Consider the following 22,089-nt stretch of genomic DNA (forward strand, 5'->3'; position numbering starts at 1 on the left):
CAAAACTTATTTGCCCTTTTTTAGTGAAATGCACCGTAGAGGCGGTGCATGACCACGATATGAGGCAACGTGATGAGCGATAAAAGAATGAAGGCTTCCCCAACGGCAAAACCTCGAAAGTAAACGTACACCCCAAAACCGACCAAAGCCAAGAGACCAAAGGGAAGCAATGCGAAAGCGAATTGTCTGAATGTGCCTTTTTTCGTTGCTTTATAATAAATCAATTGGTGTTGGAGCGATTGGAGCGAATGCCAAAGACAGAATACCACAATAAAGCCAAACAGTAAGGGCGTGAGCCAATACCACGCCGTCACTACGGCCCATTGCAAAGTGTATCGTGGCCAATTTTGGCTTTCGTAACGAAGCAAAACGCCGAAATAAATGAGAGAAAATGCGGCACCAATCCCCCACCGCGCTGTTTGGGTAATGGGGAGATTGATACTTGTGTTGCCAACCATCGTCCCAAAAATACCAAGCGCTTCTTCCCAGTGCAATAATACGGGAAAGGTCAACAGCCATATACCCCAAAGTAAAGAGGGTAAATACCACACTGAAGGGTTTTCAAAGTTTGATTGTCCGAAATGATGGAGTGAGATTGCAAAGAAAATGACAAGGGCTGCCGCAGGAGCTACCCACCAAACTGCCAAATAAGCGCCCATTGAGCCTAAATAAATGCCGATAAACGCCAATAAACCCATCAACGTGGTACTTTGACGGTACAAATGGTCGTTGGCCCCGTGAGGAATCCCCACGCTGCACAGCAACACCCCGCAGAGGACTCCCTGCTCGGTAGTGTTCCAATCCAACCATGCAAACAAACCGATAAGCAAGCCCTGCAATAGGCATTGGAACATGAACAAAGGGGAATGTACGTATTTCATGAGTTGAAATAATAAGAGGTTAAACTGCGAAGAAATAACCGGATAGGCAGGCGAATAAAAATCAGCATTTCTTCCCAAAGGTTGGTCTCTTCATCCAAAAATCGCAGAATACGGGGTACGGGCTGGGTTTCAAAAAGGCGTTGAAACACGGCTTTACCTCGGTTAGGGTAGCGGTATAAAATTTGTAAAAGTAGGTGGTCATAAAATCGAAATCGCCGCGACCGCCGCATCGTGGGTAGTGGTTTCTGTTGTTTGAGGGCTGTAGCAAGGGCTTTGGCGTAGGCTTGCATCCGCCGAAATCCATAACCTGTGGTGGGCTTGATGGCTCCGCCCAAAGTACCGAGGTAGATGAGGCGGGTTTGGGCACTCAGGTACTTTCGTTGCATATCAAATTGGGGTGTCATTGGAATTGCGCCTTCTTCTTCCTCCAAAATTTGATAATTAATGTTTTTTTTGAGCATATAATCACTCAATGCCGCATCGGCTTCATCTCTCGTGAGCCTAAACTCCCCAAATCGGGTTATTTCGACCAGAGCCTCGGTACTCGAAAAAGGCAACTCGTACATGAATTGAGTACTGCCGTTTTGGGCTATATCAAATCGCATGAGGGTGGCGCAGGTCTCATCAAATACAGGTTCAGCGGTTCGGACGCGCCAGCCGACAAAGGTTTGCCACAAAAAGAGTCTGTTTTTATTTCTTTCTTGATTGCCCAAAAATACAGAGAGTGGATTGGAAGAACCAAGTTCGCCATTTGGCTGACCGGGTATGGCCGACATAAATACTTGACTGCTCCACCAAGTATCATCGGTGGTTTTTATCCTAACTTTTGCTCCAGTGTCGTCAATTTCTACAACGGTCATTGTGCGCCAGACAATGTTGGCGCAACCCGCAAGTTGTTGTCTGATAGATGCGTAAAAATCGGCACTGCGTACGTGATGATAGGAATAAGGGGATAAATCATTGCGTTGGGAGAGGTCGTGGGGATTGAAAATAGAAGACCACGATTGGCTAATCATTTGGTTGGGAGTTAATGGTGAGGTTGACCAATAACACCATGTACGGTCGTTATGCTTTGTTGAATCACTTTCTACAATGCATAAATGCTTGGTATTCAGTAGTCCCTGCTCAAAAAGTGATAGAGCCAGCCAAAGACCAGACGCCCCCGCACCCACGATTGTATAATCAAAAAAAGCTAAAGTGTCTGTTGAAATGAGGGAGGGGGATGTCATTATTTAATCTCGGTAGGTGGGTGTGAGGCCAACAATAGACATGCTGGTAGAAGCATTTTTAGAAAGTTTTTGCTTTTGAGCTTACAACATTTTGTTATTTAAGATTGTTTTGCCGCACGTCAAAGCCACGGAATACCTTCTTATCCCCTTAAATCCTATCCACTCGTATTTCGTTTTTTAAATTATTTTATTAATTTGCTTCCCAATTGTATTATAACTATTTCTGATTTTATTATTAAATTAACGATATGTATTGCATCGCAGAAATAGACAATAAAACTCCCTAATCGACACTATTTAATTAACCTTCAAACCCCTCCCATTTCATGAAAAATTTCTTGGAACGCCGTTCGTTTTTGAAAGCATCGGCGGCGATAGGTTCCGCTTTAGGATTACCTTTTATTTCCAAAGCCAATAACAATTCTGTTGAGGCGCAAATCGAACGGGCCAATTTTGCACCCAAGCCCGTGGGTAAGTCAGTCATTGGTCTCAAGATGCCACCCATTGCCCAAGTCCGTGTCGCCTTTATTGGGGTAGGAAACCGTGGTTCGGGTCACGTGAAGCTCGTTCACGCTTGCGGAGCAAAGGCTAAAATTGTGGCGGTTTGTGATATTCAAGAGCGTTACACCAATCGTACAAAGCAATGGTTGGAAAAACAGGGCGTAAATGATGTTGCTTACTACCACACCAAAGTGGATGCTTGGAAAGAAATGTGTCGCCGCGATGATATTGACCTTGTCATCATCGCTACGCCTTGGGAAGACCACGTACCCATGTGCGTTTATGCCATGCAACAGGGCAAACACGCAGCTACCGAAGTGCCCGCAGCGTATACTTTGGAAGATTGCTGGAAGTTGGTCAATACCGCCGAGCAAACCCAGCGTAACTGTATGATGTTAGAAAATGTCTGCTACGGTGACGAAGAATTATGGCTGCTCAACATGGCTAATGAAGGTCTTTTTGGCACCCTTACCTACGCGGAATGCGGGTATATCCACGACCTACGCGAAATGCTTTTCTCCAAAACAGATTACTACAATATGTGGCGTATTCGTCACAACTATGCCCGCGACGGAAACCTGTATCCGATGCATGGTTTGGGGCCAGTTGCTCAATATATGAATATCGACCGTGGCGACCGCTTCAATCATTTGGTTTCGATGAGCAGTTTGGAAGCAAGCCTAAGTGAAGATTCGACCGTAATGACCGACCCTACGAATGAATTTCACGGTCGCAAAGGATTTAAGAAAGGTGATATGAACAACACCTTGATTAAGACACATTTAGGTCGCTCGATTTTGGTACAGCATGATATTGTTACGGCGCGTCCTTACAGTCGTATCAACATGTTGGCGGGCACAAAAGCGTTTCACATGGGCTATCCAAGTCATTTCTCGAAAAAAGGACAGGGCCACGGATTTTTGAAAGAAGAAGAATACAAGGCGCTCAGAGAGCAATACAAACACCCGATTTGGGCCAAAATGAAAGACGAAATCGAGAAAAACGGCGGGCATGGCGGGATGGATTTTGTGCTGATTTACCGTTTGATTGATTGCTTCAATCGGGGTACGTCGCTAGATATGGATGTGTACGATGCGGCTTCATGGTCGTCGGTTACGCCACTTTCGGCGCTTTCGATTCAGGGGGGCAATGCGCCAGTTAAATTCCCTGATTTTACCCGGGGACGTTGGAAAGAAGCGCGGAAGCTAGGAATGCTGGTGAATGTGTAGAACTTGATGGGCATAAAAAGATAAAGCCCCGCTATCGAGAGCGGGGCTTTATACTGACTATTCCTAAACCCTTAACCTTTTCTACATGAAAAAACTAACTTTAAATTCTTTGCAGCTTTTCAAGAGTTATTAAAAACCGTTGAGCATGCTGATTGGTTCCCCAATGATTCTTTCTGTGTCGTGGGCGGGAGTCAATGTTTCCCAATCTACAGTCCAGAGAAAATTTATATTGTGTGCCGTTTTGCGAACATTCTCGAGCCAAATTTTTGCATTTTCGTCATTGCTGCTCTTCATGGCATGATTCAACAACTTCACTGCACTTTTAAACTCTTGCTGCTTTTCGGCGTTTACATTCACTAACTTGGACGGGCTTTGGTTGTATAAAGTCACAACTTCTGTAAAAACTTTCCACTCGTCCTGCTCAATAAAAGGCGTAAAATGATCGGTAATGTACTGTTCAAATGCCTTTTCTCTTCCTTTTGATAAACCCGCGGTATTTACGGTAATTTTATCATCTTTTGCGTTTGATTCGATTGAAATTAAACCCAAACAGAATCCTATTACAAATATAATTAACTTAACTGGGTATTTCATAATATAGTTCAATTCTCTTCTACTGATTGAACGATACAAAGGTACGGCAAGATTTTATAAGTCCAAATTTTTGTTTTTCGTTATTCGGAATAATATTCTGTTTATTCTTTCATAAAACGCTGATTTTTAATAAAAAACAAAATGTTTGTTTGAATATTTCGGAATATTATTCTGATTAAAATAGTACAACTTTAATAAAATTTTTATTTACAAAAAAGCAAAATTCTTTAAAAAGTACAATCATTGATTGAAATTATTCATAGCATTCTGGAGTCCTAAAGTACAAAAACTAAGTATTGCTTCTCCTGCACGGTCCAAATCAATGAGTAATTCTTCGAAACTATTTTCGGGAAAATTACTTAAAACATATTTTACTTGTTGTCCACGGGGAAAATCATCGCCAACCCCAAACCGTAACCGGGTGTATTCCTGAGTGCCCAGCAATTCTTCAATATTTCGTAAGCCGTTATGACCACCGCTGGAGCCTTTGGGTTTGATTCGAATCTTGCCCTGTGGAAGTTGAATCTCATCCGTAACGACCAACACATTCTCAACGGGGATTTTCCACGCGTCCATGTAGTAGCGCACGGCTTTGCCGCTGAGGTTCATATAGGTAGTCGGTTTGATAAAGTAAATTTGCCGCCCTTTGTATTTAAACTCGGCGGTATAGGCTAGTTTTTGCATCGAAAACTTAAAGTCATGTTGGGCGGCCAGTCGGTCAAGTACCATAAAGCCTACATTGTGGCGTGTAAATGCGTATTCAGGTCCAATGTTGCCGAGACCTACGACGAGGTATTTCATAGAAAGTGTAATTGATTATAAAACAAAAAAGTGAATCCAGTCTTTATTCTTTGACTTTCTCCACTACCAGATTGTGGTTGGTATAGATACAAATATCAGCGGCAATGTGGAGACTTTCGCGGACCATATCTTCGGCAGAAAGGTGCTGTGCGTGTTTTTTGAGCGCCAAGGCTGCACTTTGGGCAAACATCGCTCCTGAGCCGATAGCGGCTACCTGATTGTCGGGTTCGAGTACATCGCCGGTGCCTGAGATAACGAGCAGCTCTTCTTTTCCCGCCACAATCATCATGGCTTCCAATTTTCGAAGGTATCGGTCGGTGCGCCAGTCTTTGGCGAGTTCGATGGCGGCGCGTTTGAGGTTGCCGCCGTAGGCATTGAGTTTTTCTTCAAAACGCTCGATGAGCGTAAACGCGTCGGCGGTGGAGCCCGCAAATCCCGCAATTACTTTTCCGCCAGCTAAGCTTCTTACTTTACGAACGTTGCTTTTGGCCACGGTATTTCCCATGGTGGCCTGCCCGTCGGCGCCTACTACTACTTCTCCGTTATGAATGATACCTACTACGGTTGTGGCATGAATTGGTTGCATGATATAAATGAGTCTGATGATTGAAAACAATTGAAAAACAATAAAAAATCCCTCTCCTAAAAAATGAAAGTAGGAGAGGGACTGAGGTCGGCCGCTGCCGTGAGGTTGATTATACCAACATTCCGAGCGGGTTCTCCAACAGTTTTTTAAACGTTTGGAGGAAGGCCGAGCCAGTAGCGCCATCTACCACGCGGTGGTCGCAAGAGAGCGTTACTTTCATGATATTTGTGGGATAAATCGTGCCGTCTTCTTTGAACGCGGCTACTTTCTTGATGCCACCCACGGCCATGATACACGAATCTGGCGGATTGATAATGGCCGTAAATTCGTCGATTCCAAACATTCCAAGGTTTGAAATTGAGAATGTATTGCCTTCCCAATCTTTAGGTTGAAGTTTTTTGTCCTTGGCTTTGGCGGCCATTTCTTTCACTTCTCCGGCAATAATGGAAAGTACTTTCTTGTCGGCGTCACGCACTACGGGAACCAACAGACCTTCGTCAACGGCTACCGCTACCCCAATATTTACATAGTGGTATTTGCGAATCTTATCACCTAACCACGCAGAGTTAACGGCAGGATGTTGTTTCAATGCCAAAGCTGCGGCTTTGATGACCATGTCGTTAAATGATATTTTGACTGGGCTAACTTCGTTGATTTTGCCGCGCAATTCCATGGCTTTGTCCATAGTAATTTCCATGGTCAGGTAAAAATGCGGAGCTGTAAACAAACTTTCGCTCAAACGACGGGCAATGGTTTTGCGCATTTGCGATACCGGCACGTCCTCGTATTCGCCCACGGGCGCTGGAGCGGCGGCGGGTGCAGGAGCAGCGGCTTGTGGTACTGGAGCTGGAGTGGCTACGGGCTTTGCAGGTGCTGATTGCGCGGCATCAATGTCTTTCTTAACAATGCGTCCGCCTTCGCCCGAACCCGTGATTTTGGTTAAATCAACGTTTTTGTCTTTTGCCAACGCTTTTGCCAATGGCGACGCCTTAATGCGAGCGTCGGCACCGTTGTCGGAGACTTGCGGGGCCTGAGCTGCAGCAGGCGTTGCGGCGGGAGCAGGTGCAGCGACTGCTGCGGGGGCTGGTTGACCATCGCTGTTCAATAAAGCTTGGTAATCAGCGCCGTCTTCGCCAATGATAGCAATGACACCATCTACGGCGACGGCTTCTCCTTCTTTGGCTCCAACGTAGAGCAAGGTGCCGTCTTCGTAGTTTTCAAGTTCCATGGTGGCTTTGTCGGTTTCGACTTCGGCCAGAATATCGCCTGATTTTACTTTGTCTCCTACTTTTTTTAGCCACGCTACCAGTACCCCTTCGGTCATGGTATCGCTCATTTTTGGCATTCTTACAATCGTCGCGTTGACATTTGCGGCGGGCGCAGGGGCTGATACTGCGGGAGCAGGTGCCGCCGCTGGTTGCTCAGCGGGAGCTGCGGCAGGTGCTGGTTGAGCTGGAGCAGCGCCGCCATCAAGAAGCGCCTTGTAATCTTCGCCGGGCGCACCCACGATTGCCATGATGCCATCTACGGGTACGGCTGCGCCTTTTTCTACGCCAATGTACAAAAGTGTACCTTCTTGGTACGACTCCAAGTCCATGGTCGCTTTATCGGTTTCTACTTCGGCAATGATATCGCCTGATTTAATTACATCTCCTACTTTCTTGTTCCAAGCTGCTATGACGCCTTCGGTCATGGTATCGGACATCTTGGGCATTCGGATTACTTCTGCCATATGAGTGAGAATGAATAGGGAATAGTTCCTTTAAGTTTCGAGTGTCAAAATTAGTAGAAACACTCAAAAGTCGTTTATTTCTTTCAGAAATTAGTTCGATGTTTGTTCATTAAAAATCACTCCGCTGTATAATTCGGCAAGCGGAATTTCAGCTTCGATAGAATCTAACTGCACCATTTGGTCCAATTGCTCATACACCAGTATTGCCAAGTCTTTTCGTCTATTTTAAAAAATACTTCTACCAACGGAAAGCGTTGCTCAATTAATACATATTCCCTGAAAGTTGGAATTTGACGGTATTTTTTAAATTTCTCACCTCGGTCGTACGATTCTGAACTTTCGGAAAGCACTTCTACAATCAGCACGGGATTTTTGGCGGCTTCGGGATTCTCAGCAAAGTATTCGACTGGGCCACAAATCACCGATGCATCAGCGTAGCGATATTTTTCCTCGTTGATGGCGATTTTTAGGTCGCTGTTGTAGGCATTGCACGGACGATTTTTGAGAACACGACGGAGTTCTCCACCTATATTGTTTCCAATAAGACTGTGTTTAACCGTTTCTCCAGCCATCGCAAATACTTCACCGCCTTCATACTCGTATTTAATGCCAGTTTGGCGTTCGAGTTCGAGGTATTCAGCAATGGTGTAAAATTGATGATTGTGTGCTGGCAAACCCATATTTATGCATTAATTAATCTTCAATACCGCCATAAATGCCTCTTGCGGGATTTCTACGCTACCGACCTGACGCATCCGTTTCTTTCCTTTTTTCTGTTTTTCCAATAGCTTACGTTTACGGGAAATATCCCCTCCGTAACACTTGGCCAACACGTCTTTACGCATAGCTTTGACGGTTTCGCGGGCAATGATTTTTTGCCCGATAGCGGCCTGAATGGCAATCTCAAACATCTGACGAGGAATGAGTTCGCGTAATTTTTCGCAGAGTTTTTTTCCCCATTCGTAGGCTTTGGTACGGTGTACGATGGCCGAAAGGGCATCTATGCCGTCGCCGTTGAGCATCACGTCGAGTTTAATCATGTCTGATTCGCGGTAATCCAACAGCTCATAGTCGAGCGAAGCATATCCGCGTGAGATGGTTTTTAACTTATCGAAAAAGTCAAATACTACTTCGGCCAACGGCATTTCAAACACCAACTCCACACGCTCGGCGGTGAGGTAATTTTGGTTTTTGAGCAGGCCGCGCTTGTCCATACAAAGCTTCAAAATGGGCCCGATGTATTCAGACTTCGTGATGATTTGTGCTTTGATAAAAGGCTCCTCAATCCACTCAATATAGTTGGGTTCGGGCATTTCAGAAGGTGCACTTACTTCGAGCATGTTTCCTTTGGTGGTCACCACGTTGAATTTTACCGAAGGAACGGTCGTAATCACGGTCATGTCAAACTCCCGCTCTAGGCGTTCCTGCACGATTTCCATGTGCAACATTCCTAAGAAGCCGCAACGAAAACCGAAGCCCAACGCCGCCGACGTTTCGGGTTCCCACACGAGGGCAGCATCGTTGAGTTGAAGCTTTTCCATGGCTTCTCGCATTTCTTCAAACTCGCTGGTTTCGACGGGGTAAAGTCCTGCAAAAACCATTGGTTTTACTTCTTCAAAACCTTTGATAGGCTCCTTGGAAGGTTTATCTACGTGCGTGATTGTATCCCCAACTTTTACTTCACGAGCTACTTTGATACCCGAAATCAAGTACCCTACATCGCCGCATTCAATCACATCTTTGGGCTCTTTTTCCAGACGTAGTGTCCCGATTTCATCGGCGTTGTATTCTTTGCCCGTGGCCACAAATTTTACCTTGTCGCCTTTGCGAATGCTACCGTTCTGAACGCGGAAAATTACTTCAATACCGCGATAAGAATTAAAAACGGAGTCAAAAATCAGGGCTTGGAGTTCAATATCAGGATTGCCTTTTGGGGCAGGAACACGCTCAATAATTGCCGATAAAATTTCTTCAATTCCAATACCTGCTTTGCCTGAGGCAGGAATAATATCGTCGCGGTCGCAGCCGAGGAGGTCTTCCATTTCGTCTTTGACTTCTTCGGGCATGGCACCTGGAAGGTCAATTTTGTTCAAAACGGGGATGATGACCAACCCCTGATTCATCGCCAAATACAGGTTGGAAATCGTTTGTGCCTCTACGCCCTGCGAAGCATCTACGAGCAACAGCGCGCCTTCGCAGGCAGCAATCGAGCGTGATACCTCGTAGCTAAAATCCACGTGGCCGGGCGTATCAATCAAATTAAGGGTGTACTTTTCGCCTTTATATAAATAGTCCATTTGGATGGCGTGGCTCTTAATAGTGATACCGCGCTCACGCTCCAAATCCATGTCATCAAGTAGCTGGGCTTGCATTTGACGGTTAGTAACCGTCTTGGTAAACTCCAATAAGCGGTCGGCCAGCGTGCTTTTGCCGTGGTCAATGTGGGCAATAATGCAGAAATTACGAATGTGTTTCATTAAAAATTTAGTATTGAGTGCAGCGTATTGAGTAGTAAGAGCTTGGTACAAAAACTGTACTCAATACTTAATACTCAATGTGGTTTGCAAAATTACGTCAGATTAGCCGAATAACAGCGGCTTTGGTAGGATTGTTTGCCCAACAATCGGTTGAAGTTGCATTTTAAGGTTATATGCCACCGTAGGGGTAAGTGCAATTATGAAACATAGTTTAACCGCTAAGTTTCAGATTGTGGGTAACCAATATGTTACTTAAAGGTGACCTAAGGTTGCGTACCATTTATTTACGATACTGGCTCCTGTTTTTCAGGAGCCAGTATCGCTTTTCCTCACGTTATACTACCTTATGTTTCAGTAAGGTATCCATTATGGTTACATTACATTAGAGATTATTTATTGGAGTGATGCTTTCACGTCCTACTTCATCTATTCTTCAGGACAATGTCGGATATTAATTGGAATTTTAAATTCTGACCTAGTGGCTGGTTTTAGAAAAATGGTCTTTAACGAAGCCATGAAGTTGGTTCTCGGTCATTTTTTCAGTCGACATAACTTCAATCTTTATATTATCAAAATGGTGGTCGGTTTTTAATAGATTAACAAGTTCGGCCTTGGCGTTGGTAGGACCAAAAAGGAGTACTTCATCATAGTTTTTGATAACCTCACCCAACCGTTTGTAATAATCGGCCTGTTGATGTTGCTCTTTATTGTGCATTATATTTTCATTCTTTCCTAAACTGATTTCCTTCGCTTCGTGCGTAAATGTTGACTCAATTTCGGCATCTTGTTTGGGTTCATCCGTAAATTCCATAAAGTGAGCGCTTTCGGAATCCATCCAAATGCCGATTTTCTTTGATGTTGTCATGGTGTGTGTTAGTTTTGGATTGTGTAATTAATATCAATTTGTGTAAAGAAGTGATATTAGTCTCCTCCTTCTTTTATTGATCTACAAAAACATTGCTTCTGTTTTTGGTTTTTGAACATTTTTTGCACCGCAAAAATCCGTTTTTTTAGGCCGAAAATCATTACACTTTTACCTTGAAGAATTACATCTTTCACACATCAACTCTCCCATCCTTGGTACCCAATATACAACTTAGAATCTACCTGTTTGATGAATTTCAATAAAACTACCTACCGAAGAAGAAGTACTAAACATAGCCGCGGCTCATGCCCTAAACGTGCACGGATTGGCTATTACGCCCGAAATGGCAGAACAGGTAAAAGTTTTCATTAAAGAGGAGAATTTAAGGGGTGTCCGCGCACCGAAGAACACTCAGTATTCACCGCAGATAACATTCAAAAGGTCATCTGCGGTGAATAGAATACTACAAATTAAACCAATACGTCAGCTTGGCTTGGATAGAGCGGTTGCGAGATTGGCCGTTGGCGGTGTTGTAGTTGTCGATGTAGACCAAAAAGAAATCTGACACGGGCGCAAAACGCCACTGAAAACGCGTATTGATATTCATGTTCTCAAATTGACTGTTGTATTGCATATAGGTTGTCAAAAAAACCTTTTTAGAGAACGTCCAGTCTAAGCGCGGGCCAATCAAAAAAACGTTGTTTTTGCCGATGGGCAAATCAATGTGGTTGTAGGTGAAGTTCATCGCCAACGCAATGTAGGGCTGATAACGATAGTTGATCGAGCCCGCCAGACTCACGATGTTTCCGTCGTAATACTGCCCGATGAGGGGCTGGGCAAAAAGCCACCATTTTTTGCGTTGGTCTGAGAAATAATTGAGCGAAGCGTTGTAGTAAGTATACTCCGAACCTCTTTTTAAAGGAGCCAGTTTGTTGTTGCTTCGCAACGCGTCAAAGTCAGAAAAAAGATAGGTATAGTTTTGATTGATTGAAAACAGCATCCGTGCCGAGCTATTGAAAAACATTGACAAAAACGGCCCCGCTATGCGGTCGGTGGTACCGATGTTGGGCATGGTGTATTGCTCCAAGGCCACCCCAACACTGTACCGGTTGACGAGCTTGTTGCGCGGATAAAACGAAAACCCGAGCGTAGGGTTGATGCGCAGGTAATCTTTGCGCGGTACAAAACCCACTTCGGCGTCGTAGCCCTTGCCGACCCAATCGTGCGCCCAGCGGAAAGTATATTTCAATACACTGTACATGATGGAGAATCCATTGGCAAAAGCATCTTTTTGCTTGGTTTCACTGAAAGATTGATGGTAATAGGCTTTGCCCGTCCAGCGGCTATCTTTTGAGGTGAAATTGTATTCAAGACCACCCACTCGGTTGAAATTCGTCAGTTTGGGGCTCATGTCGGGGTGTAAGGTCTGTTTGTTGACAAAAATAGCCGCGATGTTTGACCGGTTAAATATCTTCCGTTGCACGGCCAGTACTCCATAATTTGCCCCCGAGATTCCCTTAAATTCATCATCGGCCGTTTGAGCGTTGAGTAGGCCAAGACGCCAGTTATCGTCCAACTTACCGCTCAAACGGGCGCCGTACAGAATACGATTAGGAACGCCTAAGCCCGTCGTAGAATCTTTGGCGATCCCGATTTGACGCGAGAAAAAAGGACTGATGATTTGATTGCCTGCCCCCCCGAGGTTGCTTTGCGGGGGCAAAAAAGGGTTGATGACGTAACTACCGAAACCCGAAAACAAATCGGAATTTTCTAAGAAAAATTGCCGCTGTTCGGGAAAGTTGATGTCAAATCGGGAGAGGTTGATGATTTGTCGGTCGGCTTCTACATTAGAAAAATCAGGATTGATGGTCAAATCCAAATTAAGCCCCGACGTAACGGCGATTTTGGCATCTCCGCCGAAGTTGAGCCGGCTTCCATTATTGGGGTTTTTAGGATTTACGAAGTCCTGCGCGTTGCCCGCCGCAATGTACGGAATCAGTGAGATGTTGGCACCTGACTTTTTTAAAGGTTTTTCGAATTCAATCGGAACGGCATAGCCCAAATTCATAATAATTTGATTTTGGGGAATTTGCACAAGCGTGCTTTGCTCGTTTATTTGCGTATCAAAACGATAACTTTTAAACAACCATTGAGGCGTGTTTTCTTTAAAACGCAAGGTCGTAAAGGGAATCGCGATTTCGGTGGTCCAATAGTTATCATAAATCTTTGATTCGCCCGTCCATTTATTGTCCCAAAATTCGCTAAAAAACGAGTTGTCGGTCGCACCGTTGTAGAGTAATGCCTCCCGCATTACGCCCAAGGGGTTCATCCCAAACAAAAACGCGTTGGTCTTATCGTTGAACGTATCAATGACAAACGTGACGTTGTCGTTGCCGCCCGCCCGATAATCCCGCCGGTAGGAAAGAATGACAAACTTGTTGCTTTTGGTATAGCATTTGGCGCTGATGTAAACGAACTTATCGTCATACGCGATTTTTACATCCGTTTTGTACACGGCTTTTAGGGTGTCCGTGGGGAAGTATTGCCAAAAATCCCCTAATGTGGTACTTTTTTCCCAGATGGGTTCGTCCAAAATACCGTCAATTTTGATTTTCTCCGTCGTAAAATTGACTTTATAAGGGGTTGTGTTTTGGGATAAGACTGGGATTGAAAATAGGAGTAAAAGTAGAATTCTCATCAAATGCGGTGGGTTGTTTACGAGAGATAGATTAGGAAAGAACAAATTTAAGGGTTTTGTGTACCAACAACCATCTCATAGCTCAATAACTCACAAATATTTCCAAAAAGCCCAAGTTTTTCGGGTCTTTAGGTATATTAAATCCTTGTCATTTGTGTAGGCTTCGCGCTCAAAACTAATATTTCTATATGCTAAATAGCGACGACGGTACTGAATCAGCCGCACGAGGAACTCTACCAAATACCAAGCGTAAAAAAGAAATATTCCCAGCTCAAGTTGTTGACGAAGATGAATGCGCTCGTGATTCAGCAGCCATTTCGGCGGGTTGGCGTCACGGCAAAACACCCACGGAAAAAACGTCAGCCCTTCCACCCACAAAAAAGGAGTGTGTACTAAAATCATGGGCAGACGAAATTGTTTTGGCATGGTTTTCGTAAAAGGTTTGACAACTTTTTACGAAAGAACTAATTTTAGGCAACTTTCTCAACGGGTTGAGGGCTAAATCTAAAAGTAGCAAGGGGATTATTGCTTCTTTTCTTATTGATTATAAGTATTTATTTGCGTTTAACTCTTTCATTTTAAACCCCTAACCCTTTCGGGACTTATGTTATTTACAGCCAATTTACTTAATCTTTTTGACCACACCATTGGAAAGGCCGAAATTGAAGTAGCCGAAAAAAGAATCATAAGTATCAAAATAATTGGAGCCGAGGAGCCAGAACTGCCGTACATCATGCCCGGTTTTGTGGATGCCCACGTCCACATTGAAAGTTCGATGTTGACCCCAGCGCAATTTGCCCGGCTAGCGGTTGTCCACGGAACCGTCGCCACGGTCTCCGACCCGCACGAAATCGGGAATGTATTGGGTGTGGCGGGTGTAGAATATATGATTGAAGATAGCAAACGCGTACCGTTTAAGTTTTGCTTTGGTGCGCCTTCGTGCGTACCCGCTACTACCTTTGAAACCGCCGGGGCCGTGATTTCGGTCAAAGATGTTCGTCGGTTGTTGGCCATGAAAGAAATTGGCTATTTGGCCGAGATGATGAATTTTCCGGGTGTTTTGCACGAAGACCCCGATGTGATGATGAAAATCCGTTTGGCGCAGGCATTCAATAAGCCCGTAGACGGACATGCGCCGGGGCTGCGCGGTGCTGATGCCCAAAAATACATTGAAGCGGGCATCACGACCGACCACGAGTGCTTCACGTACGACGAAGCACTTGACAAACTTCAACTTGGGTTAGATTATATTTTGATAAGGGAAGGAAGCGCCGCCAAAAATTTTGAGGCGCTTATCCCGCTCATCGCCGACTTCCCCAACCGATTGATGTTTTGTTCGGACGACAAGCATCCCGATAATTTGGTGGAAGGCCATATCAATCAGTTAGTGAAGCGGGCGCTGGCCAAAGGCTACCCGCTTTTCAGCGTGTTGCGGGCGGCCTGCCTGAATCCCGTATTGCATTATCGTCTCAACGTCGGTTTGTTGCGGGAGGGAGACCCCGCCGATTTTATTTTGGTCAACAATCTTCAGGATTTTGACATTTTGGAGACCTACATTGAAGGAGAGAAGGTATCCCAAAACGGGAGTTCAAATATCCCTGACCTGCGAAGCCCGCTGGTCAATCAATTTGACTGTAAATTATTACAGGCGACTGATTTGAGAATTGAAGCGACTTCTTCGTCTTTGACATTGAACGTCATTGAGGCGTTGGATGGACAACTCATCACCAATCTACTGGAAGTGCCAGCGCTGATACAAGATGGCCTTATTGTGTCGGATACGGCGCGGGATATTTTGAAAATCGTTGTTGTAAATCGCTATCATCCAGCGCCTATTGCGGTAGGATTTATTAAAAACATTGGATTGCAGGATGGGGCGATTGCATCGTCGGTGGCGCACGATTCACACAATATCATTGCCGTGGGCTGTGACGATGAGAGTTTGGTACAGGCCATCAATTTGGTGATTGAAGCCCAAGGTGGCGTGAGTGCGGTCAGCCCAAAAGCGGGTGCCGCGCATCTTCTACCGCTCCCAATTGCGGGTTTGATGTCGGACGTTGATGGATACAAAGTGGCGGAACAGTATACGCAAATTGATTTTTTTGTTAAATCTCAACTTGGTTCTAAGCTAAATTCGCCATTTATGACGCTATCTTTCATGGGGCTTTTAGTAATTCCTTCGTTGAAAATGAGTGATTTAGGTTTATTTGATGGGCAAAGCTTCAGTTTTACCAAATTATATTTTTAAAAATTAATTGTTAAAAAAACACTTTTTATTTTGCAACTTATTATAAAGAAAATTACATTTGAGGCGTGATTGTTTCTAAACCCCAAACCCCTCCACCCCAATGCCTCGTTTTCACCTTACAACCCAAGAAGAGGTAACTCTCTGGAATCAGTTCCGCCAAGACGATGAGCCCTCTTTTGCACGTTTGTATCAATGTTATGTTCAATTATTGTACAATTACTGTACACAATTCAGCGCCGATAAGGCTTTAATCAAGGATTGTATCCACGATTTGTTTGTGGAACTTTGGCAGCACCGCCACACGCTCGGCGATACCACTTCGGTACGCTACTATTTGATGGCTTCGATTAAACGTAAGTTGGTTCGTCACCTCAATGCCCAGCAAAAAAACACGAGCAGCGAGGAGATTCCGTTGGAGTACCATCATTTGTACACCGCTTCGGCAGAGTCTTATGTGATTGCTCAGGAAGATTATCTACAAACCAATCGTAACCTGAATGAAGCACTCGAAAAACTGCCCCGCCGTCAGCGCGAAGCGATTTTCTTGAAATTCTACGTTAATATGACTAACGAAGAAATTTCTAACTTCATGAAAATCAATATCCAATCGGTGTATAACCTCGTATTTGGCGCGTTGACGAGCTTGAAAAAACAACTGTCGATGGAGCGCGTAATCGTGTAGCGTTAAGAAGAATTTTGCTTTAATTTGATATTTAGGCCAACGCCCGTGGATGAATTTCTACGGGCGTTTTGTTTGGTGTTTCTGCCTAATTATTGAGGGAAAATAATACTTTCTAAGTTTTAGTTGTAAATTGCTGATAATCAAAGGAATAGTGGCTTTGTGGCGGGCCGTTTGGAAAGCCTCTCTTAATTCTGCCAACATACTTAATCGCATGGTGGTAATTTCATGCTTCTTGGTAATTTTTAGCACGAAGAAAACTTAGATAGGCTGAAATTTTTTCCATATGTACCGCCAAACTCGAACATTATTCCCTCCAGGCATCATGTCTGAAAACAGGGCTTGTTTTTCACCACCCACTTTTTCGTAAAAAAATCGGGCTGAGTGGTTGTCTTCGAGGACTTTTAAGTAGAGTTTGGGTTGGTTGAAATGTTGAAGACTCCACTCAGACACTTCTTGCATCAGATCTCTGCCAATTCCCCGTCCTTTAAAAGAAGGTAGTACGTGAAGATTGTCAATAAATGTCCCAAATTCATCGGTTTGGCTTCCGTAAGCGCAAACAAAGCCAACGACTATATTGTCTATTTCTTTGACAAAAATGATTTGATTAGCAGGCGGCTCATTTATTTTCTGCGTCCAAACCTGAATCCGATCTGCTAGGACGTGGTTGTCCAGATAATCATCTGAAAGCATCCCTCGATAACTGTTTTGCCAACTTAATGCGTGTAGGTTAGCGATTGTTTCAATGTCGTTAGGGGTGGCAATTCGGTAATTGTTCATTTTTTGTAAGTAAAGAGTATTCAAAAATAATAGGAAGTTTGGAAGACTCCTAGGATAGATTTATACGAGCATTTGTATTTTTGTGGCCACCATTAACTGCCGATGCTATGCTTGCTCCCTTGCCCGAACGTATGCGCCCGCGCACGCTCAATGATTTTATCGGCCAACCTAAATTGTTGGGGGCCCACGGTGCTTTACGTCGGGCTATCCAAAACAATTTGGTGCCGTCCATGATTTTGTGGGGGCCACCAGGCGTAGGAAAAACGACGTTGGCGCTGCTGATTGCCGAATCGACCAAACGAACCCTCTACAGTTTGAGTGCGGTTAGCTCTGGCGTGAAAGAGTTGCGCGATGTGTTGGCGCGCCCGTCTGGCCTTTTTTCGCCCGTAGTGTTTATTGATGAGATTCACCGCTACAACAAAAGCCAACAGGATGCGCTGCTAGGCGCGGTCGAGAAGGGACAAATTACCCTCATTGGAGCAACCACCGAAAATCCTTCCTTTGAAATCAACTCGGCGCTGCTGTCGCGTTGTCAGGTGTATATTTTAGAAGCGCTCGGAAAAGAAGAATTAATAAAAATGCTGCACCAAGCGGTGGAAAAAGACGAAGACTTGAAGACCAAAACCATTCAGTTTGAGTCGTATGATGCTCTGTTGCGGTTGTCGGGAGGCGATGGCCGAAAGCTACTGAATCTGCTGGAATTGGTGGTCAATGCCCATAGTCAGGAGTCGCTGATTGCGATTACCGATGAAATGGTGACCGAAGTAGCCCAGCAAAATATGGCGCGTTATGATAAATCGGGAGAGCAACATTATGACATTATTTCGGCTTTCATCAAATCGCTCCGGGGAAGTGACCCCAACGCGGCTCTTTATTGGATGGCCCGAATGATAAAAGCGGGGGAGGACCCCGATTTTATTGCCCGACGTATGTTGATTATGGCTTCTGAAGACATTGGAAACGCCAATCCGACGGCGGTGATTATGGCCAATGCCTGTTTGCAGGCCGTTAAAGTGATTGGCTATCCCGAGTCTCGTATTATCATGTCGCAGGTGGCGGTGTACTTGGCTACCTCTCCCAAAAGCAATGCAAGTTATTTGGCTATTGATGAGGCATTAGCGTTGGCCGAACAAACCGCGCACTTGCCCGTACCGCTGCACCTACGCAACGCCCCGACGAAGTTGATGAAAGAAATCGGTTACGGCAAAAACTACCAATATTCTCATAATCATCCAGGAAATTTTGCAGCTCAAAACTTTATGCCCGACGAGCTGAAAGGCACTGTTTTGTACCAGCCAGGACAAAATGCCCGGGAAAATGAAATTCGTAAACAATTGCAAAAATGGTGGGGCGAATGGTACGAGTACTGAAACAAACCTTACAATACGCTCCTTGGTTGGTGCTTTTTGCCTCGTTGATTGGATATTTGGGTGAATACAGCCGTTGGTTTGATCATTTTTCCAGCTTCCGGGTTCAATACTGCTTTTTAAGTTTGATGTTGGCCATATGGCAACTTTTGCGGAAACAGTGGACACTGACTACGGTAAGTGTAGTGGTATTTTTTGGGAATGCTGGGTTGGTCAAGGATTGGTTATTCTTGTCAAAATCTGTTTCCCAAAATAAAGCTGATTTTAAGGTTTATCACGCCAACGTTCTTTTCAAAAACCATGATTATTCGCTCGTTACCCAACAAATTCGGGAAGAAAAACCTGATTTTTTTTCCATCAATGAAGCCACCCCGCCGCTTATTGCGCATTTAAAAAAGACGTTTGCGCAAGAATATCCGCATTCCTTTGTGGTTTTTGCCAAAAATGACACCGAGGTGTTTGTGGCTAGTCGTACGCCGATTGTGGTTGATTCGGCGGCGACTTTTGCCGTGAGAGGGTTGATGCGATTGACCACGATTGTCCAAAATAAACCCTTGACCATCATTGCGTGCCATGCGTATAACCCCATCAAGGAAGTTGATTTTATAATCCGTAATCAGGAATTGAAGCACATTGCAGCATTGATGACCCAAGAACGAAATCCAACGCTCGTGATTGGCGATTTAAACATCACACCTTGGTCGGTTATTTACCAAGATTTCATAATGAAGTCAGGGCTAACCAATTGCCGCGAAGGATTTGGTCTTCATCCAAGTTGGCCGGTTTGGATGCCACTGATGTTGATTCCGATTGACCATTGTTTGATCAACAACCGATTAGAAACGGTCGCATTTCAGACTGGAAAGTACACCAAATCTGATCATTATCCATTGGTCATTCAGTTGCGGTTTCGGCCCTAATTTATTGATTTTTTGCTTTCATTCGAACAATGGCCGCCCGTGTAAAATCCGACAGGACGAGTCGGCCGCTGATGGCTGCACGCTCGGTCAAAAGGGTATTCCAATGTTCTGTCCCTTGCCAAAATACTTTCTTCAATTCTTGTAAAGCAGCGGGATGGTAGGCGGTAAGTGAACGGGCAAAGGCGCTGAGGGCCGTATCCAATTCGGCGGTTGTTGCAAAAACTTCGGTATAAAGACCCTTGTCTTGTGCCCAAGTGGCGGAATAAAAGGTAGAAGCATTGAGCGTAAGTTGTGAAAAGGCTGATACGCCTATCTTGCGCTCAATGGCAGGACCTACCACAAACGGGCCGATTCCAATCAATAATTCACTCAACCGAATAGCGGCGTGTTGGGTGGCAAAACAATAGTCGGTTGCGGCGGCTAAACCTACCCCGCCGCCTACGGCTTTGCCCTGTATTCGTCCCAAAATAATCACTGGACTTGTGCGACAAGCATTGATGACGTTGGCGAAGCCCGAAAAAAAAGTCAAGCCTTCTTCTTCGGTTTGAATCGTGGCTAGTTCATCAAAACTTGCCCCCGCGCAAAAGGTACGCTCACCTCCGCTTTGTAAAATAATGACTTTTATGGCAGGATTTTGACCCGTTTCTTGGATTGTTTCGGCCAACTGCCGCAAAAGAAAACTTGGCATGGCGTTTTGGGCAGGGTGAAAAAACGTAATCGTAGCGATTCCTTCCGGAGAAAGGTCGACGGTGACATGAGGTTCCATAAGCGGATTATCGTTTACGACGCGAGGATTTTTCGTAAGGCTGATACCAACACTTGTTTGGGTCGTCAGGTTTGCGATGGAAAAACGGAGCGTACAACCCAAAGTAAAAGTCTAATCCTTGGGGTTTACCAATGTCCAAAAGCCCTCCTAGATGGTCGGTACCGATGATAACTGGGCCGATTCGGGTGGCTAATCCCATGGTAAATACTCTGTAATTGTCGACCATGGCTAAAGGAGTGGATACTTCAAACCATTTGGTTTCGTAACGGGGTGTTATGGCAAAAACCGATTGTGGTTTTATATCCAAATAGTTTTTGCCGCGTAAGCCCTGCACCCAAAGCGCATTGACGTACAATCGATTTTTGTGATGATAGTCAAAACTTGCATTGAAAGAAGTGGGCAGACCAACGGTCCATCCTCGGGGAGTATCGGCCGGCCGGACATTGATGCTTCGGTTGACGGCATCAATGGCAGCTCCACTGCTTGGCAGACTGTTGAAATTAATGTAGGAGAATTGGGCCGCAGGAGGGTCAACGTCGATTTCTCGTACATAATTTAAGTTTTTGTAGCGGATAGCCCCAATATCTGTCAGCGCCGCTGAAATACGGTATTTGTATTTATTTTTATTGGGGTCGTGGTGTCGACCGCCCCGTGGTCCACCGATTTTGAGTTTTTGTACGTCTGGTCGGTACTCATATACTGCCCCGAGGTCAAAGCCCCAGCCGCCTCCTGCCGAGCGGTTTCCGAACAGAAATTGGGGGTTAAGTCCTAGATTAGAAAAGGCTTCTTCGGTAGTGTAGCCGTAGGTAGCCTGTAATTTTGAGGCCAGAATAAATTCACGTTCGGGGTTGAGACTTTCAACGTTGATTCGGTAATCAGCGTCTTGCATGTTGGCATGGACATTATAAACCCCAACCAATCGCTTCACGGTCACGCCTATCTTTAGAAAGTCTTTATCCCAATCGGCCAGTACGGCACCAAACGTGGCGCCCATTTCTACAAAGCCGTTGGTCGACAACTTAGCGGTTTGATTGGTGAAATCCTTACTTTGTAATTCAACCAAATTGGTTCCATAACGAATCACACGCGCCGTTTCTTCCGATACATCCGTTAGGTTGAGGGTATACCTACCTCGGGTAGTAAGTGCTATGGCAAAGCGGTTGTCTTTGAAAGAAAATAAGGCAGATGGCCCCCGTAAATCTCCGCCAGTATGAAAATGTTTGGGTTTACCGTTGAGGCGTTCGGCATAATAGGAGTCTTTCCAGATAATTAGACCACGTTCACTGCGGTATTTTTGGGAAACACTGTTGGTGATTAAACTTATAAATGAGTAAGGAGCATCGTAACGAAGGTAGTTGTTGATTAGAAAAAAATCGTTGCCAATAAGATTGATGTACAATTTATGTCGAGAGTCGGCGGCATGTGCAGGGTTTAGAAAAAGCGCGTTTGTACCTGCATAATTGCTCGAAGATAGCCCCAGCCAGTGTTGAGCTTGGACAGATATGCAACTCAGTATTCCAACAATAATGACCAAAAGGCGACGTGTCATCCCAAAAGAGTAAAGTGTTAGTTTGTATTAAAACCAGTGGAAAATAAGATTTGTTGGAAATACTATATCTTCCATTTCAAGAAACGTAAAAAGGTGACGCAAAGTACGATATAATCGTACAATTTAAGAAATGTAAAATGAACGGGATAAATTGAGGTAGAAAATTTGGCTAAATCGTTATTTTGTA

General features: G+C 44.7%; 20 protein-coding genes. 6 read left to right on the forward strand and 14 right to left on the reverse strand.

The window, feature by feature from the left end; genetic code table 11:
- Positions 1–20: 20 nt before the first annotated feature.
- The gene (locus GVN20_RS20060; protein ID WP_166560057.1) at positions 21–881 is read right to left on the reverse strand and encodes a Brp/Blh family beta-carotene 15,15'-dioxygenase; all 861 of its coding nucleotides are present in this window, start codon (positions 879–881) and stop codon (positions 21–23) included.
- On the reverse strand, positions 878–2,110 hold the full coding sequence (locus GVN20_RS20065) for a lycopene cyclase family protein (RefSeq protein WP_166560058.1): 1,233 nt from the start codon (positions 2,108–2,110) through the stop codon (positions 878–880). The genes GVN20_RS20060 and GVN20_RS20065 overlap by 4 nt, the downstream gene beginning before the upstream one ends.
- Positions 2,111–2,436: 326 nt before the next feature.
- Here GVN20_RS20065 and GVN20_RS20070 point away from each other — a divergent pair, with 326 nt between their 5' ends.
- Entirely contained in the window at positions 2,437–3,840 is a 1,404-nt protein-coding gene (locus GVN20_RS20070; RefSeq protein WP_166560103.1) for a Gfo/Idh/MocA family protein, read from the forward strand.
- Between the two features lie 129 nt (positions 3,841–3,969).
- Here the strand turns inward: GVN20_RS20070 and GVN20_RS20075 are convergent, their stop codons facing one another.
- The 7 genes from GVN20_RS20075 to GVN20_RS20105 all read right to left on the reverse strand — a co-directional run bounded on the left by GVN20_RS20075 (position 3,970) and on the right by GVN20_RS20105 (position 10,895).
- A complete protein-coding gene (locus GVN20_RS20075; protein WP_166560059.1) occupies positions 3,970–4,434 on the reverse strand; it encodes a hypothetical protein in 465 nt (154 codons plus the stop codon).
- Between the two features lie 240 nt (positions 4,435–4,674).
- Positions 4,675–5,235, reverse strand: coding sequence for an aminoacyl-tRNA hydrolase (pth, locus tag GVN20_RS20080; RefSeq protein WP_166560060.1), 561 nt, complete (start codon positions 5,233–5,235; stop codon positions 4,675–4,677).
- A 43-nt stretch (positions 5,236–5,278) separates the two neighbouring features.
- Positions 5,279–5,821, reverse strand: a complete 543-nt coding sequence (gene hslV / locus GVN20_RS20085) for an ATP-dependent protease subunit HslV (RefSeq protein WP_166560061.1) — start codon at positions 5,819–5,821, stop codon at positions 5,279–5,281.
- A 109-nt stretch (positions 5,822–5,930) separates the two neighbouring features.
- The gene (locus GVN20_RS20090; RefSeq protein ID WP_166560062.1) at positions 5,931–7,553 is read right to left on the reverse strand and encodes a pyruvate dehydrogenase complex dihydrolipoamide acetyltransferase; all 1,623 of its coding nucleotides are present in this window, start codon (positions 7,551–7,553) and stop codon (positions 5,931–5,933) included.
- Between the two features lie 164 nt (positions 7,554–7,717).
- The gene (locus GVN20_RS20095; RefSeq protein WP_229599132.1) at positions 7,718–8,233 is read right to left on the reverse strand and encodes a Uma2 family endonuclease; all 516 of its coding nucleotides are present in this window, start codon (positions 8,231–8,233) and stop codon (positions 7,718–7,720) included.
- Positions 8,234–8,242: 9 nt separating this feature from the next.
- Positions 8,243–10,030 (reverse strand): translation elongation factor 4, encoded by a 1,788-nt coding sequence (gene lepA / locus GVN20_RS20100; RefSeq protein WP_166560063.1) that lies wholly within the window; start codon positions 10,028–10,030, stop codon positions 8,243–8,245.
- 475 nt (positions 10,031–10,505) lie between these two features.
- The gene (locus tag GVN20_RS20105; RefSeq protein ID WP_166560064.1) at positions 10,506–10,895 is read right to left on the reverse strand and encodes a hypothetical protein; all 390 of its coding nucleotides are present in this window, start codon (positions 10,893–10,895) and stop codon (positions 10,506–10,508) included.
- Between the two features lie 259 nt (positions 10,896–11,154).
- On the opposite strand from GVN20_RS20105, the gene GVN20_RS20110 reads away from it, so the two are divergent.
- Complete coding sequence (locus GVN20_RS20110; protein ID WP_310586837.1) at positions 11,155–11,460, forward strand: DUF1059 domain-containing protein; 306 nt, start codon at positions 11,155–11,157, stop codon at positions 11,458–11,460.
- Here GVN20_RS20110 and GVN20_RS20115 read toward each other — a convergent pair.
- Together GVN20_RS20115 and GVN20_RS20120 are read right to left on the reverse strand one after the other, a co-directional pair.
- Entirely contained in the window at positions 11,359–13,593 is a 2,235-nt protein-coding gene (locus GVN20_RS20115; protein WP_166560065.1) for a DUF5916 domain-containing protein, read from the reverse strand. The genes GVN20_RS20110 and GVN20_RS20115 overlap by 102 nt on opposite strands.
- Positions 13,594–13,683: 90 nt before the next feature.
- Positions 13,684–14,019 carry a hypothetical protein gene (locus GVN20_RS20120; protein ID WP_166560066.1) on the reverse strand — a complete coding sequence of 112 codons (336 nt, stop codon included), beginning with the start codon at positions 14,017–14,019 and terminating at the stop codon, positions 13,684–13,686.
- A gap of 178 nt (positions 14,020–14,197) precedes the next feature.
- Between GVN20_RS20120 and ade the strand changes: the two genes are divergently transcribed.
- On the forward strand, positions 14,198–15,841 hold the full coding sequence (gene ade / locus GVN20_RS20125; RefSeq protein ID WP_166560067.1) for an adenine deaminase: 1,644 nt from the start codon (positions 14,198–14,200) through the stop codon (positions 15,839–15,841).
- Between the two features lie 100 nt (positions 15,842–15,941).
- Positions 15,942–16,523: an RNA polymerase sigma factor gene (locus GVN20_RS20130; protein WP_114069394.1), complete on the forward strand. Its 582-nt coding sequence runs from the start codon at positions 15,942–15,944 to the stop codon at positions 16,521–16,523.
- A 258-nt stretch (positions 16,524–16,781) separates the two neighbouring features.
- Here the strand turns inward: GVN20_RS20130 and GVN20_RS20135 are convergent, their stop codons facing one another.
- A complete protein-coding gene (locus tag GVN20_RS20135; protein WP_166560068.1) occupies positions 16,782–17,300 on the reverse strand; it encodes a GNAT family N-acetyltransferase in 519 nt (172 codons plus the stop codon).
- Between the two features lie 107 nt (positions 17,301–17,407).
- Here GVN20_RS20135 and GVN20_RS20140 point away from each other — a divergent pair, with 107 nt between their 5' ends.
- Both GVN20_RS20140 and GVN20_RS20145 read left to right on the forward strand, forming a co-directional pair.
- Positions 17,408–18,670 (forward strand): replication-associated recombination protein A, encoded by a 1,263-nt coding sequence (locus tag GVN20_RS20140; RefSeq protein ID WP_166560069.1) that lies wholly within the window; start codon positions 17,408–17,410, stop codon positions 18,668–18,670.
- Positions 18,655–19,587: an endonuclease/exonuclease/phosphatase family protein gene (locus GVN20_RS20145; protein WP_166560070.1), complete on the forward strand. Its 933-nt coding sequence runs from the start codon at positions 18,655–18,657 to the stop codon at positions 19,585–19,587. The genes GVN20_RS20140 and GVN20_RS20145 overlap by 16 nt, the downstream gene beginning before the upstream one ends.
- Position 19,588: 1 nt before the next feature.
- Here the strand turns inward: GVN20_RS20145 and GVN20_RS20150 are convergent, their stop codons facing one another.
- Complete coding sequence (locus GVN20_RS20150; RefSeq protein ID WP_166560071.1) at positions 19,589–20,353, reverse strand: enoyl-CoA hydratase/isomerase family protein; 765 nt, start codon at positions 20,351–20,353, stop codon at positions 19,589–19,591.
- 7 nt (positions 20,354–20,360) lie between these two features.
- Positions 20,361–21,902, reverse strand: a complete 1,542-nt coding sequence (locus GVN20_RS20155) for a DUF5723 family protein (protein WP_166560072.1) — start codon at positions 21,900–21,902, stop codon at positions 20,361–20,363.
- Between the last annotated feature and the right edge of the window lie 187 nt (positions 21,903–22,089).

It is taken from the genome of Runella sp. CRIBMP (assembly GCF_009905605.1).
Taxonomy (GTDB): domain Bacteria; phylum Bacteroidota; class Bacteroidia; order Cytophagales; family Spirosomataceae; genus Runella.